The organism is Rhizomicrobium sp. (genome assembly GCF_056722145.1).
Genome location: NZ_JBWZET010000213.1, coordinates 1 through 16045, shown reverse-complemented (window position 1 = coordinate 16045; position 16045 = coordinate 1). Strand labels below are relative to the sequence as shown.

General features: G+C 64.8%; 14 protein-coding genes and 1 pseudogene. 5 read left to right on the top strand and 10 right to left on the bottom strand.

Annotation, left to right across the window (positions count from 1 at the left end; translation table 11 throughout):
• The 3 genes from AC1P6P_RS11770 to AC1P6P_RS11760 all read left to right on the top strand — a co-directional run.
• On the top strand, nucleotides 1–708 hold a 708-nt coding region (locus AC1P6P_RS11770; RefSeq protein WP_481402633.1), incomplete at its 5' end, for a M24B family metallopeptidase.
• Entirely contained in the window at nucleotides 708–1718 is a 1011-nt protein-coding gene (locus tag AC1P6P_RS11765) for an alpha/beta hydrolase-fold protein (RefSeq protein ID WP_481402632.1), read from the top strand. The genes AC1P6P_RS11770 and AC1P6P_RS11765, both read left to right, overlap by 1 nt.
• A gap of 10 nt (nucleotides 1719–1728) precedes the next feature.
• A complete protein-coding gene (locus AC1P6P_RS11760; RefSeq protein WP_481402631.1) occupies nucleotides 1729–2049 on the top strand; it encodes a hypothetical protein in 321 nt (106 codons plus the stop codon).
• Nucleotides 2050–2152: 103 nt separating this feature from the next.
• On the opposite strand, the gene AC1P6P_RS11755 is transcribed toward AC1P6P_RS11760, so the two are convergent.
• The 5 genes from AC1P6P_RS11755 to lpxC form a co-directional block, all read right to left on the bottom strand.
• Nucleotides 2153–2764 (bottom strand): 3'-5' exonuclease, encoded by a 612-nt coding sequence (locus tag AC1P6P_RS11755; RefSeq protein ID WP_481402630.1) that lies wholly within the window; start codon nucleotides 2762–2764, stop codon nucleotides 2153–2155.
• Nucleotides 2761–4911, bottom strand: a complete 2151-nt coding sequence (gene ligA / locus AC1P6P_RS11750) for an NAD-dependent DNA ligase LigA (protein WP_481402629.1) — start codon at nucleotides 4909–4911, stop codon at nucleotides 2761–2763. Before ligA ends, AC1P6P_RS11755 begins: the two co-directional genes overlap by 4 nt.
• Entirely contained in the window at nucleotides 4908–6581 is a 1674-nt protein-coding gene (locus AC1P6P_RS11745) for a DNA repair protein RecN (protein ID WP_481402628.1), read from the bottom strand. Before AC1P6P_RS11745 ends, ligA begins: the two co-directional genes overlap by 4 nt.
• Nucleotides 6582–6768: 187 nt before the next feature.
• Nucleotides 6769–7620 carry an outer membrane protein assembly factor BamD gene (locus AC1P6P_RS11740; protein ID WP_481402627.1) on the bottom strand — a complete coding sequence of 284 codons (852 nt, stop codon included), beginning with the start codon at nucleotides 7618–7620 and terminating at the stop codon, nucleotides 6769–6771.
• 132 nt (nucleotides 7621–7752) lie between these two features.
• Nucleotides 7753–8607 carry a UDP-3-O-acyl-N-acetylglucosamine deacetylase gene (gene lpxC, locus AC1P6P_RS11735; protein ID WP_481402626.1) on the bottom strand — a complete coding sequence of 285 codons (855 nt, stop codon included), beginning with the start codon at nucleotides 8605–8607 and terminating at the stop codon, nucleotides 7753–7755.
• Between the two features lie 135 nt (nucleotides 8608–8742).
• On the opposite strand from lpxC, the gene AC1P6P_RS11730 reads away from it, so the two are divergent.
• Both AC1P6P_RS11730 and AC1P6P_RS11725 read left to right on the top strand, forming a co-directional pair.
• Nucleotides 8743–9666, top strand: a complete 924-nt coding sequence (locus AC1P6P_RS11730; protein WP_481402625.1) for a hypothetical protein — start codon at nucleotides 8743–8745, stop codon at nucleotides 9664–9666.
• A 117-nt stretch (nucleotides 9667–9783) separates the two neighbouring features.
• Nucleotides 9784–9978: a hypothetical protein gene (locus AC1P6P_RS11725; RefSeq protein ID WP_481402624.1), complete on the top strand. Its 195-nt coding sequence runs from the start codon at nucleotides 9784–9786 to the stop codon at nucleotides 9976–9978.
• 82 nt (nucleotides 9979–10060) lie between these two features.
• Here the strand turns inward: AC1P6P_RS11725 and AC1P6P_RS11720 are convergent, their stop codons facing one another.
• The 5 genes and pseudogenes from AC1P6P_RS11720 to AC1P6P_RS11700 form a co-directional block, all read right to left on the bottom strand.
• Nucleotides 10061–11350 carry an alpha-amylase family glycosyl hydrolase gene (locus AC1P6P_RS11720; RefSeq protein ID WP_481402623.1) on the bottom strand — a complete coding sequence of 430 codons (1290 nt, stop codon included), beginning with the start codon at nucleotides 11348–11350 and terminating at the stop codon, nucleotides 10061–10063.
• A gap of 22 nt (nucleotides 11351–11372) precedes the next feature.
• Nucleotides 11373–13397, bottom strand: coding sequence for a glycoside hydrolase family 97 protein (locus tag AC1P6P_RS11715; protein ID WP_481402622.1), 2025 nt, complete (start codon nucleotides 13395–13397; stop codon nucleotides 11373–11375).
• A gap of 115 nt (nucleotides 13398–13512) precedes the next feature.
• Nucleotides 13513–14178 (bottom strand): GNAT family N-acetyltransferase, encoded by a 666-nt coding sequence (locus AC1P6P_RS11710; protein ID WP_481402621.1) that lies wholly within the window; start codon nucleotides 14176–14178, stop codon nucleotides 13513–13515.
• A gap of 70 nt (nucleotides 14179–14248) precedes the next feature.
• Nucleotides 14249–15766, bottom strand: coding sequence for a cell division protein FtsZ (ftsZ, locus tag AC1P6P_RS11705; RefSeq protein ID WP_481402620.1), 1518 nt, complete (start codon nucleotides 15764–15766; stop codon nucleotides 14249–14251).
• A gap of 71 nt (nucleotides 15767–15837) precedes the next feature.
• Nucleotides 15838–16045: pseudogene (locus AC1P6P_RS11700) on the bottom strand (cell division protein FtsA); the annotation flags it as partial.

Here is a 16045-nt window from a genome sequence, read left to right as displayed (position 1 = left end):
ATCTCGGGCAGCGGGCCCAACGGGGCGATCGTCCACTACCGGGTCAGCGAGGAGACCAACCGCACCCTGCCGCCGGGCAGCTGCTACCTCGTCGACAGCGGCGGGCAGTATCCCGACGGCACGACCGACGTGACCCGCACCGTATGGATCGGCCCGGCCGCACCGCCCGCCGAGCTGAAGGACCGCTTCACCCGCGTCCTCAAGGGCCACATCGCGCTCGCCCGCGCGGTGTTCCCGAAGGGGACCGCCGGGCATCAGCTCGACGCCCTCGCCCGGTTCCACTTGTGGCAGGCCGGGGTCGATTACGCCCACGGGACCGGCCACGGCGTCGGCAGCTTCCTCTCGGTCCACGAGGGCCCGCAGCGGATCGGCAAGGCGGCCGGCGGTCAGGGGGGGACGGGGCAGGAGCTGCTGCCGGGGATGATCCTCTCGAACGAGCCCGGCTACTACAAGGCCGGCGAATACGGCATTCGCATCGAGAATCTCGTCGTGGTGCAGCCGAGCGCCGAACCCGGCGAGCGCAAAATGATGGAATTCGAAACCATCACGCTGGCGCCGATTGATCTCGATCTGGTCGAACCCATGCTCTTGACCGACGAAGAAACCAACTGGCTGAATGCCTATCACGAACGGGTGCGCGAGACGCTGACGCCGCTGCTGGATGCCGAGACGCGGGCGTGGCTCGATCACGCCACGCGACTGATCTGATGCGGCGCGAACCTTTCCCACGCGGCGCCGTTACGACCCGCTGGCTCGACAGCGCGATTCTCACTGACAATCTGATCGGCGAGCCGACAGAACGGCGCATCGATGTCTATGTGCCGGCGGGCCATGACGGGCGCGGCCTGCCGCTCCTCGTCGATCTCGTCGGCTTCACCGGCGGCGGGCCGTCGCACACCAACTGGAAGGGCTTCGGCGAAAATCTGCCGGAGCGGCTCGACCGGCTGATCGCGACCGGTGCCATGGCGCCGGTGGTGGTGGCGCTGCCCGATTGCTGCACCCGGCTCGGCGGCAACCAGTACGTCAATTCGCTGGCGATGGGGCGCTGGGACGATTTCCTGCTTGCCGACGCGGTGCCGCTGGTCGAGCGCGAATTTTCCTGCGGCGGGTTTGGCCGGCGCGGCGTGTTCGGCAAAAGCTCGGGCGGTTATGGCGCCATGGTGCATGCGCTGCTGCATCCCGATTTCTGGTCGGCGGCGGCGGTGCATTCCGGCGATATGGGTTTCGACCTGTTGTTCGCGAGCGATTGGCCCAACGTGCTGCGCGCCATCGCCCGCACCAACAATTCGGTCGAGCAATGGCTGCAGACATTTCTCACCGCGACGCAAGTGAAGGTGCGCGACGACGACATTCATGTGCTGATGGATCTGGCCATGTGCGCCACCTACGATCCCGATCCGACCGCCTTCATGGGCGTGCGCCTGCCGGTGACGCTCGACACCTGCGAGCTCATTCCCGAGCGCTGGGCCAATTTTCTCAGCTGGGACCCGCTGACGCTGGTGGAGCGCTGCGGCGACGGCCTGAAACAGTTGAAGGCGCTCCATATCGAATGCGGCGACATCGATCAGTACAATCTCGTCTACGGCGCGCGCCGGATGCACAAGAGACTGGACGCGCTCGGCGTGCCGCACCGCTACGAGGAATTCGGCGACAACCATTCCTCGGTCGATTACCGGATGGACATCAGCCTGCCCATTCTTGCCAACGCTTTGAGCTAAGGGGGATGACATGATCGTCGAAGTACGCACCTACACCATCAAGCGCGGCCACCGCGCCGCAGTCCTGGACGCCTTGAAGGGACCGACCTTCGCCGAGCTGAAGCGCATCGGCGTGCGCTGCGCCGGCCCGTGGCCATCCGCCGAAGACGACCAGAAGCTCGTCTGGGTGCGCGCGTTTCCCGATGCGGCGGCGCGCCAGCGGATGACCAACGAATTCTACGCCGGCACCGCCTGGACCGGCACGCTGGCGGCGATCTTCATGCCGGTGCTGGAAAAGCACGAGGTCGTCGCGGTGGAAATGGACGAAGCGGCGGTGAAGTGGGACGTTTGAAAATTGTCATCACCCGCAACTGCGGGTGATCCAGTTGACGCGACCAGATCTCCGAATATGTGCCAGATGTAACCTGGATGGCCCGCAGTGGCGGACCATGACATCAACGTCGCGTTCTTCGCCACGACGTGCCGCCGCATGAGCACGGCTGATAGCCGCCGGCGTACATTTTTCCCGGCACCATATCGATCAGCGCCGGCACCGCCTCCACGCTCGGCGCGCCGACATCGGCCGCGCAGGCCAGCGCGACCTCGCCGCAGACGCGTGCATCTTCGGCAGCATTGTGATGGTTGAAGCGGATGCAGAGATGCTTGCCGAGCGCATTCAGCTTGTGCGAGGCGAGGTCCGGCCACACCCGCTTGGCCATCTTGACCGTACACAGATAATCGAATGCCGGATACGGCAGCCCATAAAGATCGGCCGCGGCGCGCCACACGCTCATGTCGAAGGCGGCGTTGTGCGCGATCATGATGGCGCCGGCAAAATCGGCGGCGAACTCGCCCATCACGTCGGGAAATTCCGGCGCCTCTTCGACGTCTGTAGGATGAATGCCGTGAATGCCGATATTGAAGCCGGAAAAGCGCATCTCGCGAGGACGGATCAGCCGTTCCTCGACGCGGGTGACGGCGCCTCCTTCGATCCAGGCGAGCCCGACAGAACAGGCGCTGGCCCGCTGCTCGTTGGCGGTTTCGAAGTCGACCGCGATGATGGTCATCCGCCGATCCGCCTGAGCCATTCGTCTTCGTCGATCACCTCTACACCGTGTTTCAGGGCTTCGGCGAGCTTGGATCCCGCACCCGGACCGGCGATGACGAGATCGGTTTTCTTGGAGACCGAGCTGGCGACCTTGGCGCCGAGGCTTTCGGCACGCGCCTTGGCTTCCTGACGGGTCATCTTTTCGAGACTGCCGGTGAAGACGACGGTCTTGCCCGCCACCGGCGAGCCAGTGGCGATGGGCGCAGCGACATCCAGCACCGTCAGCTCTCGGGCAAGGCGGAACAGAGCCGCAAGATTGCGCGGCTCGTCGTAAAAATCCTTGATCGCTTCGGCCATCGTCTCGCCGACACCGTCGATCGTCTGCAGGTCCGCGACGGCGGTCTTGCTGTTCAGAGCCTCGTAAAAGGCAAGCAAGCTGTGGAAGTGGCGCGCCAAAATCTTGGCCGTCGTCTCGCCGACGTGGCGGATGCCGAGTGCGTTGATGAAGCGATCGAGCGGAATTTTGCGGCGCGCGTCGATGGCCTCGAACAGTTTGGCAACGCTCTGCTCGCCCCAACCTTCGCGTTCCAGCAATTTCTCGGCGTGATTGCTTTGCAGCAGGAAGATGTCGGCCGGTTCCTTGATCAGACCGTCGTCGTAGAACGCCTGGATCGCCTTCTCGCCGAGGCCCTCGATGTCGAAGCAATCCCGACTGACGAAATAGCGCAACCGTTCCACCGCCTGGGCGGCGCAGATCAGGCCGCCGGTGCAGCGGCGGTCGACGTCGGCCTTGCCGGTCTTTTCGTCGACTTCGCGCACGGCGTGGCTGCCGCACACCGGACATTTATCGGGGAATTTATAGGGCTTGGAGGATTTCGGGCGCTTGTCCTCGACCACGCGCACGACCTGGGGAATGACATCGCCGGCGCGCTGGATCACGACGGTATCGCCGATACGCACGTCCTTGCGGGCGATTTCGTCTTCGTTGTGCAGCGTCGCATTCGAGACTTCGACACCGCCGACCGTGATCGGCTTCAGCCGCGCCACCGGCGTCAGCTTGCCGGTGCGCCCGACCTGGATGTCGATGCCCTCCACCACCGTTTCGGCCTGTTCGGCGGAAAATTTGTGGGCGATGGCCCAGCGAGGGCTACGCGAAACAAAACCCAAACGCTGCTGCAGATCAAGATCGTCGATCTTGTAGACGACGCCGTCGATGTCATAGGCGAGCAAGGCGCGCCGTTCGCCGATCTCACGATAGAAGGCGAGAATTTTCTCGACCGTGTCGGCCTGGCGGATCAGCGGATTGACGACGAAGCCGAAGTTCTTGAACGCCTCCAGCATGCCCGATTGCGAATCGGCGGGCATGTCCGATACCTCGCCCCAGGCATAAGCGAAGAAATTGAGCGCGCGCGAGGCGGTGACGGCGGAATTCTTCTGCCGCAGCGATCCGGCGGCGGAATTGCGCGGATTGGCGTAAACCGGCTTTTCGCTTTTTCCATCCAGGACGCGCTGGCGGTTTTCCGCTTCCTGCTCGGCGCGCACCCGCTGAAACTCCGCATGCGTCATATACACTTCGCCGCGCACTTCCAGCACGGCCGGCGCCTTGCCGTTGAGGCGCAGCGGAATGTCCTTGATGGTTCGCAGATTGGCGGTGATGTCTTCGCCTTCCGCGCCATCGCCGCGGGTCGCGCCCTGCACGAAGACGCCATTCTCGTAGCGCAGCGACGCCGACAGCCCGTCGATCTTGGGCTCGCAGGTGAACGCGAGCGGCCCATCGTCGGCGAGACCGAGGAAACGGCGGATGCGGGCGACAAAATCGGTCACGTCCGCGTCGGCAAAGGCGTTGTCGAGCGACAGCATCGCCTTGGCGTGCACCACCTTGGCGAATTTCTCGCTCGCCTTGGCGCCGACGCGATGGCTGGGGCTGTCGGGGCGGGTCAGCTTGGGAAAGCGCGCTTCCACCGCGGCGTTGCGCAGGCGCAGTGCGTCGTACTCGGCATCGGAAATCGTCGGCGCGTCGTCGCCATGATAACGCCGGTCGTGCTCGGCGATCTCGCCCGCCAGCCGTTCGAGTTCGATGGCGGCATCGGCTTCGGTCAGCTTATCGACGGCGAGCGTGGCGGCAGCGCTGGCGAACAGATCGGGGGCGGATTTCTTCTTGGTCATGCCCGTTTCCGTGGCTTCTTCGGTACCGCTTCGGCAATGAGACGTTTGGCGGCGGCGCGGGCTTCGGCGGTGACGGCGGCGCCCGACAGCATGCGCGCCACTTCTTCCAGGCGCTCGTCGCCGTCGAGCAGTTCCACCGTGGTCTTGTCGCCTTTGCGGCTGATGCGGAAATGGCGCTCCGCGCGGGCGGCGACTTGCGGGGAGTGCGTGACGAGCAGCACCTGCGTGGTCGCGGCCAGTTTCTGCAAGCGAAGGCCGACCGCATCGGCGACGGCACCACCGACACCGCGATCGACCTCGTCGAACACCAGCGCGGCGGGCGGCGCGGCTTCGGCCAGCACCACCTTGATGGCGAGCGAGAACCGCGCCAGCTCGCCGCCAGAGGCGATCTTGGCGAGCGGCCCGAACGCGGCCCCGTCCACGGTGGCGACTTCGAAAGCGACGCGCTCGAGGCCCTGCGCCGCGGGATCGCAGTCCACGAAGGCGACGCGGAATTTGGCATGGCCGAGCTTCAGCGGCGCGAGTTCGCCGGCGACCGCTTTCTCCAAATCCTTCGCCGCCGACTTGCGCGCTTGGGTGAGGCGCATGGCGCTGGCCATGAATTGGGCACGGGCCTGGGCGGCGGCGGCCTCAGCTTCCTTCAAGCGGCCGCCGGAGAGATCGAGGGCATCGCGTTTCTCATGGAAATCGGCGAGCACGATCGGCAGGCCGTCGGGCTTGACCGCGTATTTGCGGGCGGCGGCGCGGATTGCGAACAGACGCTCTTCCTTGCGCTCCAACGCACCGGAGTCGACGTCGAGCCGCGACAGCAGCGCATCGAGTTCGCGCCTGCCCTCTTCGCTGAGCGTGAAGGCCTGTTCCAGCGCCGTCATCGCGGCGGCGGCAGCGGACCTCGCCTCGTCGCTCATGCGGCTGAGCCGCTTCAAGGCACCGGCCAGCGAACTTTCGGCGCCGCGCTCACCGGACAACAGATCGCTGGCGGCGGCGATGTCTTCGGCGATGCGGGCGGCGTTCTGCAGCAGCGCGCGTTCGCTCGCCAACGCCACTTCTTCGCCGGCTTCGGCATCGAGCGCGGTCAGTTCATCGACCGCCTGCTTGATGTAATCGGCATCGGCCGCGGCAACGACCTGGGTGCGCTTCAAGTCTTCCGCGGCGATGCGGGCGGCGTCGTAGGCGGCGAACAGCTCCGCGACTTCGTCGGCGAGTTTGTCGTGGCCGCCAAAGGCATCGAGCAGGGCGCGATGGGTGGCGGTATCGAACAGGCCGCGGTCGTCGGATTGGCCATGCACTTCCAACAGCGCCGCGCCGAGGTCTTTCAAAAGACCGACGCCGACCGGCTCGTCGTTGACATAAGCGCGGGTGCGCCCGTCGGCGGCCAACGTCCGGCGCAGGACGATTTCGCTGTCGCCGGGGATCGACTGCTCGGCGAGCAGTTTTCGCGCGGGATGTTTTTTCGGCGGCTCGAACAGCGCCGTCGCCGAGCCTTGCGCTGCGCCGGGGCGCACCGACGCCCGTCCGCCGCCGCGCCCGCCGGCCGCCAGCCCGAGCGCATCGAGCAGGATCGACTTGCCGGCGCCGGTCTCGCCGGTAAGCACGTTGAGGCCGGCGGCGAACTCGAGCCTCGCCGCTTCGATCAGAACAATGTCGCGCACGCTGAGGGCCGCGAGCATCGGATTACCCAGAATCTTTCGGAACGAATAGTGACCAGAAGAAGGGCGGGATCAAGAGGGGCATGCTTGTCATCACCCGCAAATGCGGGTGATCCAGGTCGCACTGGTTCCGCTTTTCAAGAATGTGCCAGACGACACCTGGATGGCCCGCAGTGGCGGGCCATGACACCAATGTTCCGCTACGAGATCACAAAATCCCGCTGAAGGCGCGGGAAATCCACGAATCCTTGCTCTCTTCCGGCCTCAGGTTCTTTTTCTGAAGCAGGTTGTAGGCGTCTTCGTACCACGGGCTGCCGGGATAGTTGTGACCGAGGATGGCGGCGGCGGTCTGGGCCTCGCGGGTCAGGCCGAGGGCGTAATAGGCCTCGGTCAGCCGCTCCAGCGCTTCGGCGATCTGGGTGGTTTTCTGATACTGCTCGACCACGACGCGGAAGCGGTTGATGGCGCCGATATAGTCGCCCTGGTGCAGATAATAGCGCCCAACCTCCATCTGCTTGCCGGCAAGATGGTCGAGCGTCAGGTCGATCTTCAGCGTCGCGTCGCGGGCGTATTCGGTGTCGGGGAAGCGCTGCACCACGTCCTGCAGGGCGACGAGCGCCTGCTCGGTGTTGGTCTGGTCGCGCTCGACATCGACGATCTGCTCATAAAGCGAGATCGCCTTCAGATAGAACGCATACGCCACTTCCTTCGAACCGGGATGCAGCGAGATGTAATTGTCGGCGGTGCCGACCGCCTCGGTGTATTTGTTGGCCTGGTAATAGCAGTAGGCGCTCATCAGCGTGGCGCGGCGGGCCCACACCGAATAGGGATGCTGGCGCTCGACTTCGGCAAACTGCTTGGCGGCATCGGCGTAGTCGCCGTTGCGCAGCTTCTTCCAGGCGTCGCCGTAAATCTGCTCGATCGGCCGTTCCTGGTATTCGGCGTCGCGCTGCTCTTCCTTGCCGGTCTGGCGATCAAACCAGGCACAGCCCGACAGGGACAGGCCAAAGCCAACGATAAGCACAGCGGCCAACCCGCGCGGCAGATGCAGCATGGACATGCATTCCAATTCGGGCGCCCGGAGTCAGGCGCTGGGGCAGCCTTATCGCATTGGAGGCGAGGTCCGGTCCAGAGGGCAAAACCGCCTTTGCATTAACCGGTTAGCGCGCAAAGCCCATTACGCCGCCGTAATTCAGGGCGCCGCCACCAGCCGGTAATTGGCCGGGTCGGCATAAAGCGCCCGCAGCAAGGCATTGTTGAGGGCGTGGCCGGATTTGACGCCCTCGAAACGGGCAATCAGCGGCGCGCCGGCCAAACTTAGATCGCCGACCGCATCGAGGATCTTGTGGCGCACGAATTCATCGGGAAACCGCATGATATCGGCGTTCAAAACCTTGTCGCCGTCGATTGCGAGGGTGTTGTGCAGCGCGGCGCCGTGGCCGCGATCCATCTTTTTCAGGGCCTCGAGCTGGGCGATGTCGCCGAAGGTGCGGGCCGGGGCGATCTCGCGCCGGAACGTCGCAGGCGACCAGTCGAGCTCCAGCCGCTGGTGGCCGATCGCCGCCGAGGCGAAGGTGATCTCGAACCCGAAGTGCAGCGCCGGCGCCGGGATCAGGGCGGCACGCGCCTCCTTGTGCGTCACTTCCACGCGGCGCAGCACTTTCACCGCCTGCCGCTCGACATCGAGCTCCTTGACCCCGGCCGCATCGAGCAATTCCAGGAACGACAGCGCGTCGCCATCCAGCACCGGCGGCTCGGGGCCATCGACCATCACCACCAGGTCGTCGATGCCGGCACCGGCGACCGCCGCCATCAGGTGTTCCACCACTGTGATGCTGGCGCGTCCGTTTTCGAGGGTGGTGCCGAGGGTGGTCTCGGTGACGTGGTCGTAGCGGGCCGGGATGTCGAGCCCGTCCATGTCCATCCGACGGAACGCCACCCCGGTCCCGGCGGCGGCAGGCGCCAGGGTCATGCGCACCTGGGTGCCGGCGTGCAAGGCGATGCCCTCGCAGGCGATTTCCTTGGCAATGGTGCGTCTGAAGGTCATGGCCAGATTAAACCCAGGGCTGAACGCCGGATCATACAGGCATCAGAAATAACGTCACATCACGGTTGGCACCAGGATGTTACGCTGCAAGATGCGCTATGCTGGGCGCCGCCGCAACGTTCCGGGGGGATCGCCGTGGAAGACCTGAGTCCGGCCCGCAAATGGGCCAGCCTGCTCTTAATGACGCTTGCCATGGTCGCCGCCGGCGCCTGGATCGTCACCCACGCCAGCTATGTCGAACGCGACGCGGCGGCGCACGGCTTCACCTATTCCACCGCCTATGTCTGGACCGCCGGCAATGCGCTGGTCGCGGCAGCGGTGGCAGGGGTGGTGGCGCTATTCGTCTGCGCCCTCGTCCAGCGCTCGGTGTCGGTGTGGGGCGGCGGGCCGTTCCTCGCCTGCATCGCCGTCACCAGCATCGCCACGGCCTTCGCGGTGCCGGAAGTGCCGGGCGCCATCGCCTATGTCCAGTACAACTACCTGCGCAGCGCCGGCGAAAAGGGGCTTGAAAAGGCGCGCGAGGCCAATGTCTCCCGCATCGTCCAGAACAACCTCGACTGCTCCAACGAACTCGACGCGCTGGGCTTTCCGGAATTCCTGCATGCAGCAAGCCTGGGGGCGCCGCACGGGCTCGAAAATGCCCGCGTGAAAATCGGGAAGGCTCGCGCCATCCTGGTGACCTGCGAAGCCCGCGACACCGCCCGGGTGGTGGATTTCCGCAAAGCGGTGGCGGCGCTCGACCTGCCGCCCGCCCGCAAGGCCGAGGCGCTGTCGGCGGTTGGCGACGAGGCCGAAACCCTGCGCAAGCGGCTCTACCTGGTTGTCCGCACCATCATCGACGAAGCTGAGGGAACGCTGTCATGGCTGGCGGACCGCCGCGGCCGCTGGACCACCGACGGCGATAAGGTGATGTTCTACGACCGCGACGACCTCGAAGCCTTCCTTGTCCGCGCCAACACGCTGAAGACCCTGGCCGAAGAAGGCCAGACTCTGGACAGAAAGTTGAAGGCCCTCGACAAGGACAAGACCCGCTACACCATCCAGGTCGAAAACCGCTGAGCCGCGGTCTTGCGGCAACGGCCGCCAGAATTCGCTGGGGCACGTACGATTTCTTGGCAATTGCTAACCGGGCGCTAACGAGACCGCCCCCACGCTGCCGGCGTGGAGGCCCCAAGCATGTCCCAGGACCAGACCAGCAGCACTGTTTGCAGTTCCGCCGAAGTCGAAGACTGGCTGGCGATGGAGCTTGAGGAAGAGAATGGCTGCCGCGGTGCGGCGGTCGCCTACAGCGTCGCCCATGCCCGCCAGATCCTGTCGCTTGCCACCCTTGCGGTGCTGACCCTGGTGCTCGGCGCCCTCTTCTTCGGCTGATCCTTCGCGGCTGCGCGCCCCGAGCAGAGTGCATCTGCTCAGGATCGTGCACGCGGAGCGTCTCAGGATGACGAGTTCCTGACTATTTTGCTTCGATCGTCCAGCGGTAAGCTTTCAGCGTCACCGGCTTGAGGCCGGGGCCCTTCACCTTTTCCACCTTGCCCGACAGGTTGACCATCACCGTCACGCTGTTCGTGCCCTTCACGCGCCGGAACGCGAAGACGTGCGGATTGTGCGGATCGAGCACCTCCATGCTGCCACCCGCGGTGCCGTTCCATAGCGCCGGATTGTCGTGCTTCAGCGTCAGCAGCCGGCGATAGAACTCGGCCAGCGCGTAAGTCTTCCAGGCGATCGGATCCTTCTCGAAGAACTTCAGCCGCTTGTCGAGGCCGGATTCCTGCCCCGAATAGATGAGCGGCATGCCCGGAACGGTGGCCGCGATCACCGCGAACGGCTGGAACGCCTTGCCGTACAGCTCGGGATCGGAACCGCTCCACGAATTCTCGTCATGATCGGAGGTGAATTCCATGCGGTAGGAACCAGCGGGGAAGGTTTTCGGCGGATGGGCGAAGAAGGCCCGCAAGGCGTCGGCATCGGCGGTTTTCGCGGCCTTGACCATCAGATGATAGAAATCCCAGTCATAGGTCATGTCGAAGGCGTCTTGCTGCAGTTCGGGCTTGTCGGCTTCGGCGAGCAGGAACACCGGCTTGACCTTATCGAGCGCTGTGCGCGCCTCGTTCCAGAAATCGGTCGGCACATTGCTGGCGACGTCCTCGCGGAAGCCGTCGACGTCGGCGGTTTTGATCCAGAACGCCATCGCATCGATCATCGCGGCGCGAAGCGCGGGATTCTTGTAATCGAGCCCGACCACATCCTCCCACACCTGCGCGTCGGTGCCGGAACCGAACGTTACCGGACCGATCTCGCCGTGCGCATCCTTCAGATACCACTCGGGATGATCCTTGACCCAGGCATTGTCCCAGGCAGTGTGATTGGGCACCCAATCGAGGATCACCTTCATGCCGAGACCATGGGCGCGCGCCACCAGCGCCTTGAAATCATCGACGCTGCCGAATTCGGGATTGACCGCCTTGTAATCCGACACCGCGTAATAGCTGCCGAGCGGGCCCTTGCGGTGCGACTGGCCAATCGGATTGATCGGCATCAGCCACAATATGTCGACACCCAGCGTCTTCAGTCGCGGCAGGTCGCGCGTCACCGCCGCGAACGAGCTGTCGGCCGAATACTGGCGGACGTTTACTTCGTAGATGGTGGCCGATTTCGACCAGTCGGGATGGGCGACCTCGGCCGACGCGAACGGGACGAGCGCGAGGACAAAGGCGGAGGCGAGAAGAAGGCTGCGGTTCAACATCGGCGTTCTCCCAAACACGGTGCTATTTCGCGACAAACCGGATTGCGGCGCCGCCGCCGCGCGCCAGATTCAGCGTCAGCGTATCGCCGGGCTTCACGGGGCGCTTGGCAATATCGATGGCGTGCGGGTTGGTGTCCCAATCGGCATCGGCGGCGTCGAGATAGGTCTCGGCCACCCAGTGGTGCTTCTTGTCGAGGAAATCGAGTTTCACCGTGAGGGTGCGCTTGCTATCGTCGCCGACCGCGCCGAGATACCAGTTGCTTGAGTTGCGATCCTTGCGGACGATCACCGCGAGCTGCCCCGGCTCGCCGGCGAGCACGCGCGTCTCCTGCCAATCGGTCGGCACGTCCTTGATGAACTGGAACGGCGCCGCGTATTTGGCGTAGTTTTCCGGCAGGTCGGCGGCCATCGCGACCGGGCTGTAGATCACGACGTAATCGGCGAGCTGATGCGCCACCGTGTTCTGGATCTTCTGACCCTTCTGGCCGGTGAGGCTCAAGACGCCGGGCGTGAAATCGAACGGCCCTGCCAGCATGCGGGTGAAGACCAAGAGCGATTCATGGTTCGGCGGATTGGGCGGATTGCCCCACGCATTGTATTCCTGGCCGCGGGCGCCTTCGCGCGACACCCAGTTGGGATAGGTGCGTCGGAGCCCGGTATCCTTGATCGGTTCGTGATCGACGACCCCGATGTGGCGTGCGGCCGCTTCGGTCACGACCCGCATGTGATGCATCGCCGAGGCTTGGCTGTCGTGATATTCGTAATAGATCTTGCCGTCTTCACCCTTGACGCGGAAGCCGCCGGCATCGGCGACATAGCCGGTCTTGATCGAGTCGTAGCCGAGGCTTTGCAAGAGATCGAGCGCCGCGGTGAGCTGGGCTTCGTAATTGTCGACATGGCCAAAGGTTTCGTGATGGCCGATGATCTTGACGCCCTTCGACTTGGCGTACGCCGCCAGCGCCTTGATGTCGAAATCGGGATAGGGACGCGTGTACGAGAGTTCCTGGCCGTTGGCGAACCAATCATTGTCCCAGGAATAGTTCCACCCCTCCACCAGCACTTCCTTGAAGCCGTTCCGGTGCGCGAAATCGATGTAGCGCTTGGTGTTCGCGGTGGTGGCGCCATGGGTCGGCCCCGAGCCCCAGGTCTCGAGCCCGAGATGCATGCCCCACCAGATGCCGACATATTTGTAGGGCTTGAACCACGACACGTCGCCGATCTTGTTGGGCTCGTTGAGGTTCAATTCGATGTGCGACATGTAGAGCGCCGGCGCCGAGTCGGTGATGATCAGGGTGCGCCACGGCGTCGGGAACGGTGCGGTGCGCAACACCTTGGCGGCGTGCTGGGCCGACGGCGACAGCACCGTCTTCAGCCGCTGGCCGTCGACACGACGCAGCCACATGGCGGAATAATCGACCAGCGCGGCCTCGTGCACGGCGATGTAAAGCCCGCTCGCGGTCTTGATCGTCAACGGCGTGTGCGCCTGGGAAACCTGGTTCAGCGGCGTGTGCTGGTAAAGCTGTTCGTAGCGGTTCCATTCGCCGCCGACTTCCCACCACGCTTCGGCCGGATCGGCGACGGCGAATTCGGTTTCTTCCTCGCCGATGTTGACGGTCTTGAGCTGAGGCTGATCGGGAAATTCGTAGCGGAAGCCGACACCGTCGTCGTAGACGCGGAACACCACGTCAAGCTTGCGCGAGGGGGCGATCTTCTCGACCAGTTGGACACGCAGCTCATTGTAAGTGTTGCGAATGAAGCGCCATTCGCCCCACGGCTGTTCCCAGGTGTCGTCATGATGGGCGGTTTCGACCGAGCCGAGCTTGAAATTGCGCTCCAGCTTGGGCTGGTCGGTGAGCAGGAACCCGAGCCGCGACGGGGCGATCACCACCTTGCCGCCCCGCGTCACGCTGTAGGACGGACGGCCGTCGCCATCGATCTCCACCGTCACGGCAAGCACCTTGCCGGGCGAGGCGATTTCCGCCACCGGATCGGCTTTAGCTGGCGACAACAGGGCCGCCAACACCAGGGCAAACAGGGCGCGCTTCATCCAATCCTCCCGAAAGTGGCCCGCATCGACGCGCGGTGCCGGTTTTGCGGCGGATTGTTACGCCCGGAGCCGGTCCCGCGCGAGCGCCTGAATACGTATTCTGGGCGGCTACGAGTCAGGCCGGAACGCGCAATACCGCGAGACTCAACCGCTGGCGGCCGGCGGGGTCGAAATTGGACGGATCGAGCCAGCGTTCGAAGCCGGCTTTCACCGCCGGCCAATCGGCATCGGTCATGGCGAACCAGGCGGTGTCGCGGCTTTCGCCTTTGACGATCATGTGGGCGCGGAAAGTGCCTTCGTAGCGGAAGCCGTAGCGTTCGGCCGCGGCGCTCGACGCTTTGTTGCGGCTGTCGCATTTCCATTCGTAACGGCGATAGCCGAGGGTCTCGAAGAGGTGGCGGGCGAGCAGATACTGCGCTTCGGTGGCGAGGGTGGAGCGCTGCGCCCACGGCGCCATCACCACGAAACCGACTTCCAGCACCCGGTGCTCGGGCGCGATGCGCATATAACTGGAGGTGCCGGCGGGGCGGCCGCTGCTGTCCTCGAACAGGAATTGCAGCGTGTCGGGGCGCGATTGCCAGTCAGCAAGCTGGGCAGCGAGAATCGCCACGTCCGGCGGCGGCGGCGCCGGCAGGAAGCGATAAAGGCGCTCGATATCCGCACTCATTGCCGCGAACAGCGCGCCGGCATCGCGAACAGCGTCCAGCGGCCGGATGCGGACGTGCGTGCCTTCGAGCACGACGGATTGCGGAACCGGTCCCGGCGTCAGAACAGTGGGCATCGGCGGCCTTTCATAAAAAAAGGGCGCGCCCCGAAGAACGCACCCCTTTTTCTATCACGTTAACGCACGATCAGTTGGTCTGGCGGCGCAGGAAGGCCGGGATTTCGAACTGATCGCCGCTCTTGGCGTCGCCGAACAGGTCGGAGCCTTGCGCCGCCGCCGGCTGCTGCGGCGCGGAGCGGACCGGTTCTGCCTGGGCCATCGCCCGCGGCTGCGGCGCCGGAGCGCGGACCGGCTGCTGGACGCGCGCCGGTTCGACCCGGGGCTCTTCCTTGCGGCCCCAGCCGAACAGGCCGCGGCGCTTCTTTTCCGGCTCGGCCTGCCGCACCGGGATGATCTCCTCGGTGACATGGCGCGGCGGTTCGGGCGGCAATTCGGCCGGCGGCAGCTCGCTGGTGCCAAGGATCATGGCCTCGGCGCTGCTTTGCTGCGCGTTGAAGCTGGCTTCGAGGTCTTCGATGCGGCGATGCACCGGGCTTGGCGTCTGGGCAATCGGCTGCGGCGGGGGCGGCGGCGGCGGCGCGATCGGCTTCTGCACCGTGGCGGCGGCGGCCTTCAGCATGTCGATGGGACGCTGCTTGTTGCGCGGAAACTGCTCGATGTTCTTGCCAACCCGCATTTCGGCCGCCTCAATGCCGGTGGCGACCACCGACACGCGGATGCGACCTTCCATGTTGTCGAGGATGGTGTTGCCGAAAATGATGTTGGCGTCGGGATCGACCTCGGCGCGGATGCGGTTGGCGGCGGCTTCGACTTCGAACAAGCCCAAATCGGGGCCGCCGGTGATGTTGATGAGCACGCCGCGGGCGCCCTTCATCGACACATCGTCGAGCAGCGGGTTGGAAATCGCCATGTCGGCGGCCTTCTGGGCGCGATCTTCGCCCTCGGCCTCGCCGGTGCCCATCATCGCCTTGCCCATCTCGGTGATCACCGACTTGATGTCGGCGAAGTCGAGGTTGATCAGGCCGGGGCTGACGATCAGGTCGGTGACACCGCGCACGCCGGCATGCAGCACATCGTCGGCCATGGCAAAGGCCTGGGCGAAGGTGGTGCGGTCATTGGCGACGCGGAACAGGTTCTGGTTGGGAATGACGATCAGGGTGTGGACGAACTGCTGCAGTTCGGCAATGCCCTTTTCGGCGATCCGCATGCGGCGCTCGCCCTCGAAGGCGAACGGCTTGGTGACGACGCCGACGGTCAGGATGCCGGCCTCGCGCACGGCGCGGGCGATCACCGGGGCCGCACCGGTACCGGTGCCGCCGCCCATGCCAGCGGTGATGAACACCATGTGCGAGTCGCGCATGTGCTCCATGATCTCTTCGAGCGTCTCTTCGGCGGCTGCCTTGCCGATATCAGGCTGGGCGCCGGCGCCCTGCCCCTCGGTGACGTGGGCGCCGAGTTGGACCCGCCGTTCGGCTTTGGACCCGGCAAGCGCTTGGGCATCGGTGTTAGCAACCACGAACTCGACGCCTTCCAGCTTGGAGGCGATCATGTTGTTCACCGCGTTGCCGCCGGCACCGCCAACTCCCAGGACGGTGATGCGGGGACGCAGCTCTTGCGGTTCGGGCGCTTTGAAACTGATCGGCATCTCTACTCTCCTTGGCTTGTCGCGCTTTTCTTCGCCATTAGCCCAAAGCGAATCATATTCTTATCGTTGAATCATCCGATGAGCCCTCTGGTCAACCGTGAGAGCCATCCTTTCGTTCCATTTTCTTCGCGCCGCAGCGCGAGTTCCGGATTGAGCACTTCCGGAGGCATCGTTGCACCCGCCATCAGCAGACCGATGGCCGTCGCGTAATCAGGTCCTGCCGACGACGCAGGCATTCCCGCCTGCGGCCGCGGCCGTCCAACCCGCACCTGCTTGTTC

Coding starts and splice junctions, on each gene's coding strand:
- AC1P6P_RS11740 (WP_481402627.1), bottom strand. CDS start 7,620: ATGTCCATGCTGCATCTGCCGCGCGGGTTGGCCGCTGTGCTTATCGTT.
- lpxC (WP_481402626.1), bottom strand. CDS start 8,607: ATGACCTTCAGACGCACCATTGCCAAGGAAATCGCCTGCGAGGGCATC.
- AC1P6P_RS11710 (WP_481402621.1), bottom strand. CDS start 14,178: ATGCCCACTGTTCTGACGCCGGGACCGGTTCCGCAATCCGTCGTGCTC.
- AC1P6P_RS11745 (WP_481402628.1), bottom strand. CDS start 6,581: ATGCTCGCGGCCCTCAGCGTGCGCGACATTGTTCTGATCGAAGCGGCG.
- AC1P6P_RS11760 (WP_481402631.1), top strand. CDS start 1,729: ATGATCGTCGAAGTACGCACCTACACCATCAAGCGCGGCCACCGCGCC.
- AC1P6P_RS11765 (WP_481402632.1), top strand. CDS start 708: ATGCGGCGCGAACCTTTCCCACGCGGCGCCGTTACGACCCGCTGGCTC.
- ligA (WP_481402629.1), bottom strand. CDS start 4,911: ATGACCAAGAAGAAATCCGCCCCCGATCTGTTCGCCAGCGCTGCCGCC.
- AC1P6P_RS11755 (WP_481402630.1), bottom strand. CDS start 2,764: ATGACCATCATCGCGGTCGACTTCGAAACCGCCAACGAGCAGCGGGCC.
- AC1P6P_RS11725 (WP_481402624.1), top strand. CDS start 9,784: ATGTCCCAGGACCAGACCAGCAGCACTGTTTGCAGTTCCGCCGAAGTC.
- AC1P6P_RS11715 (WP_481402622.1), bottom strand. CDS start 13,397: ATGAAGCGCGCCCTGTTTGCCCTGGTGTTGGCGGCCCTGTTGTCGCCA.
- ftsZ (WP_481402620.1), bottom strand. CDS start 15,766: ATGCCGATCAGTTTCAAAGCGCCCGAACCGCAAGAGCTGCGTCCCCGC.
- AC1P6P_RS11720 (WP_481402623.1), bottom strand. CDS start 11,350: ATGTTGAACCGCAGCCTTCTTCTCGCCTCCGCCTTTGTCCTCGCGCTC.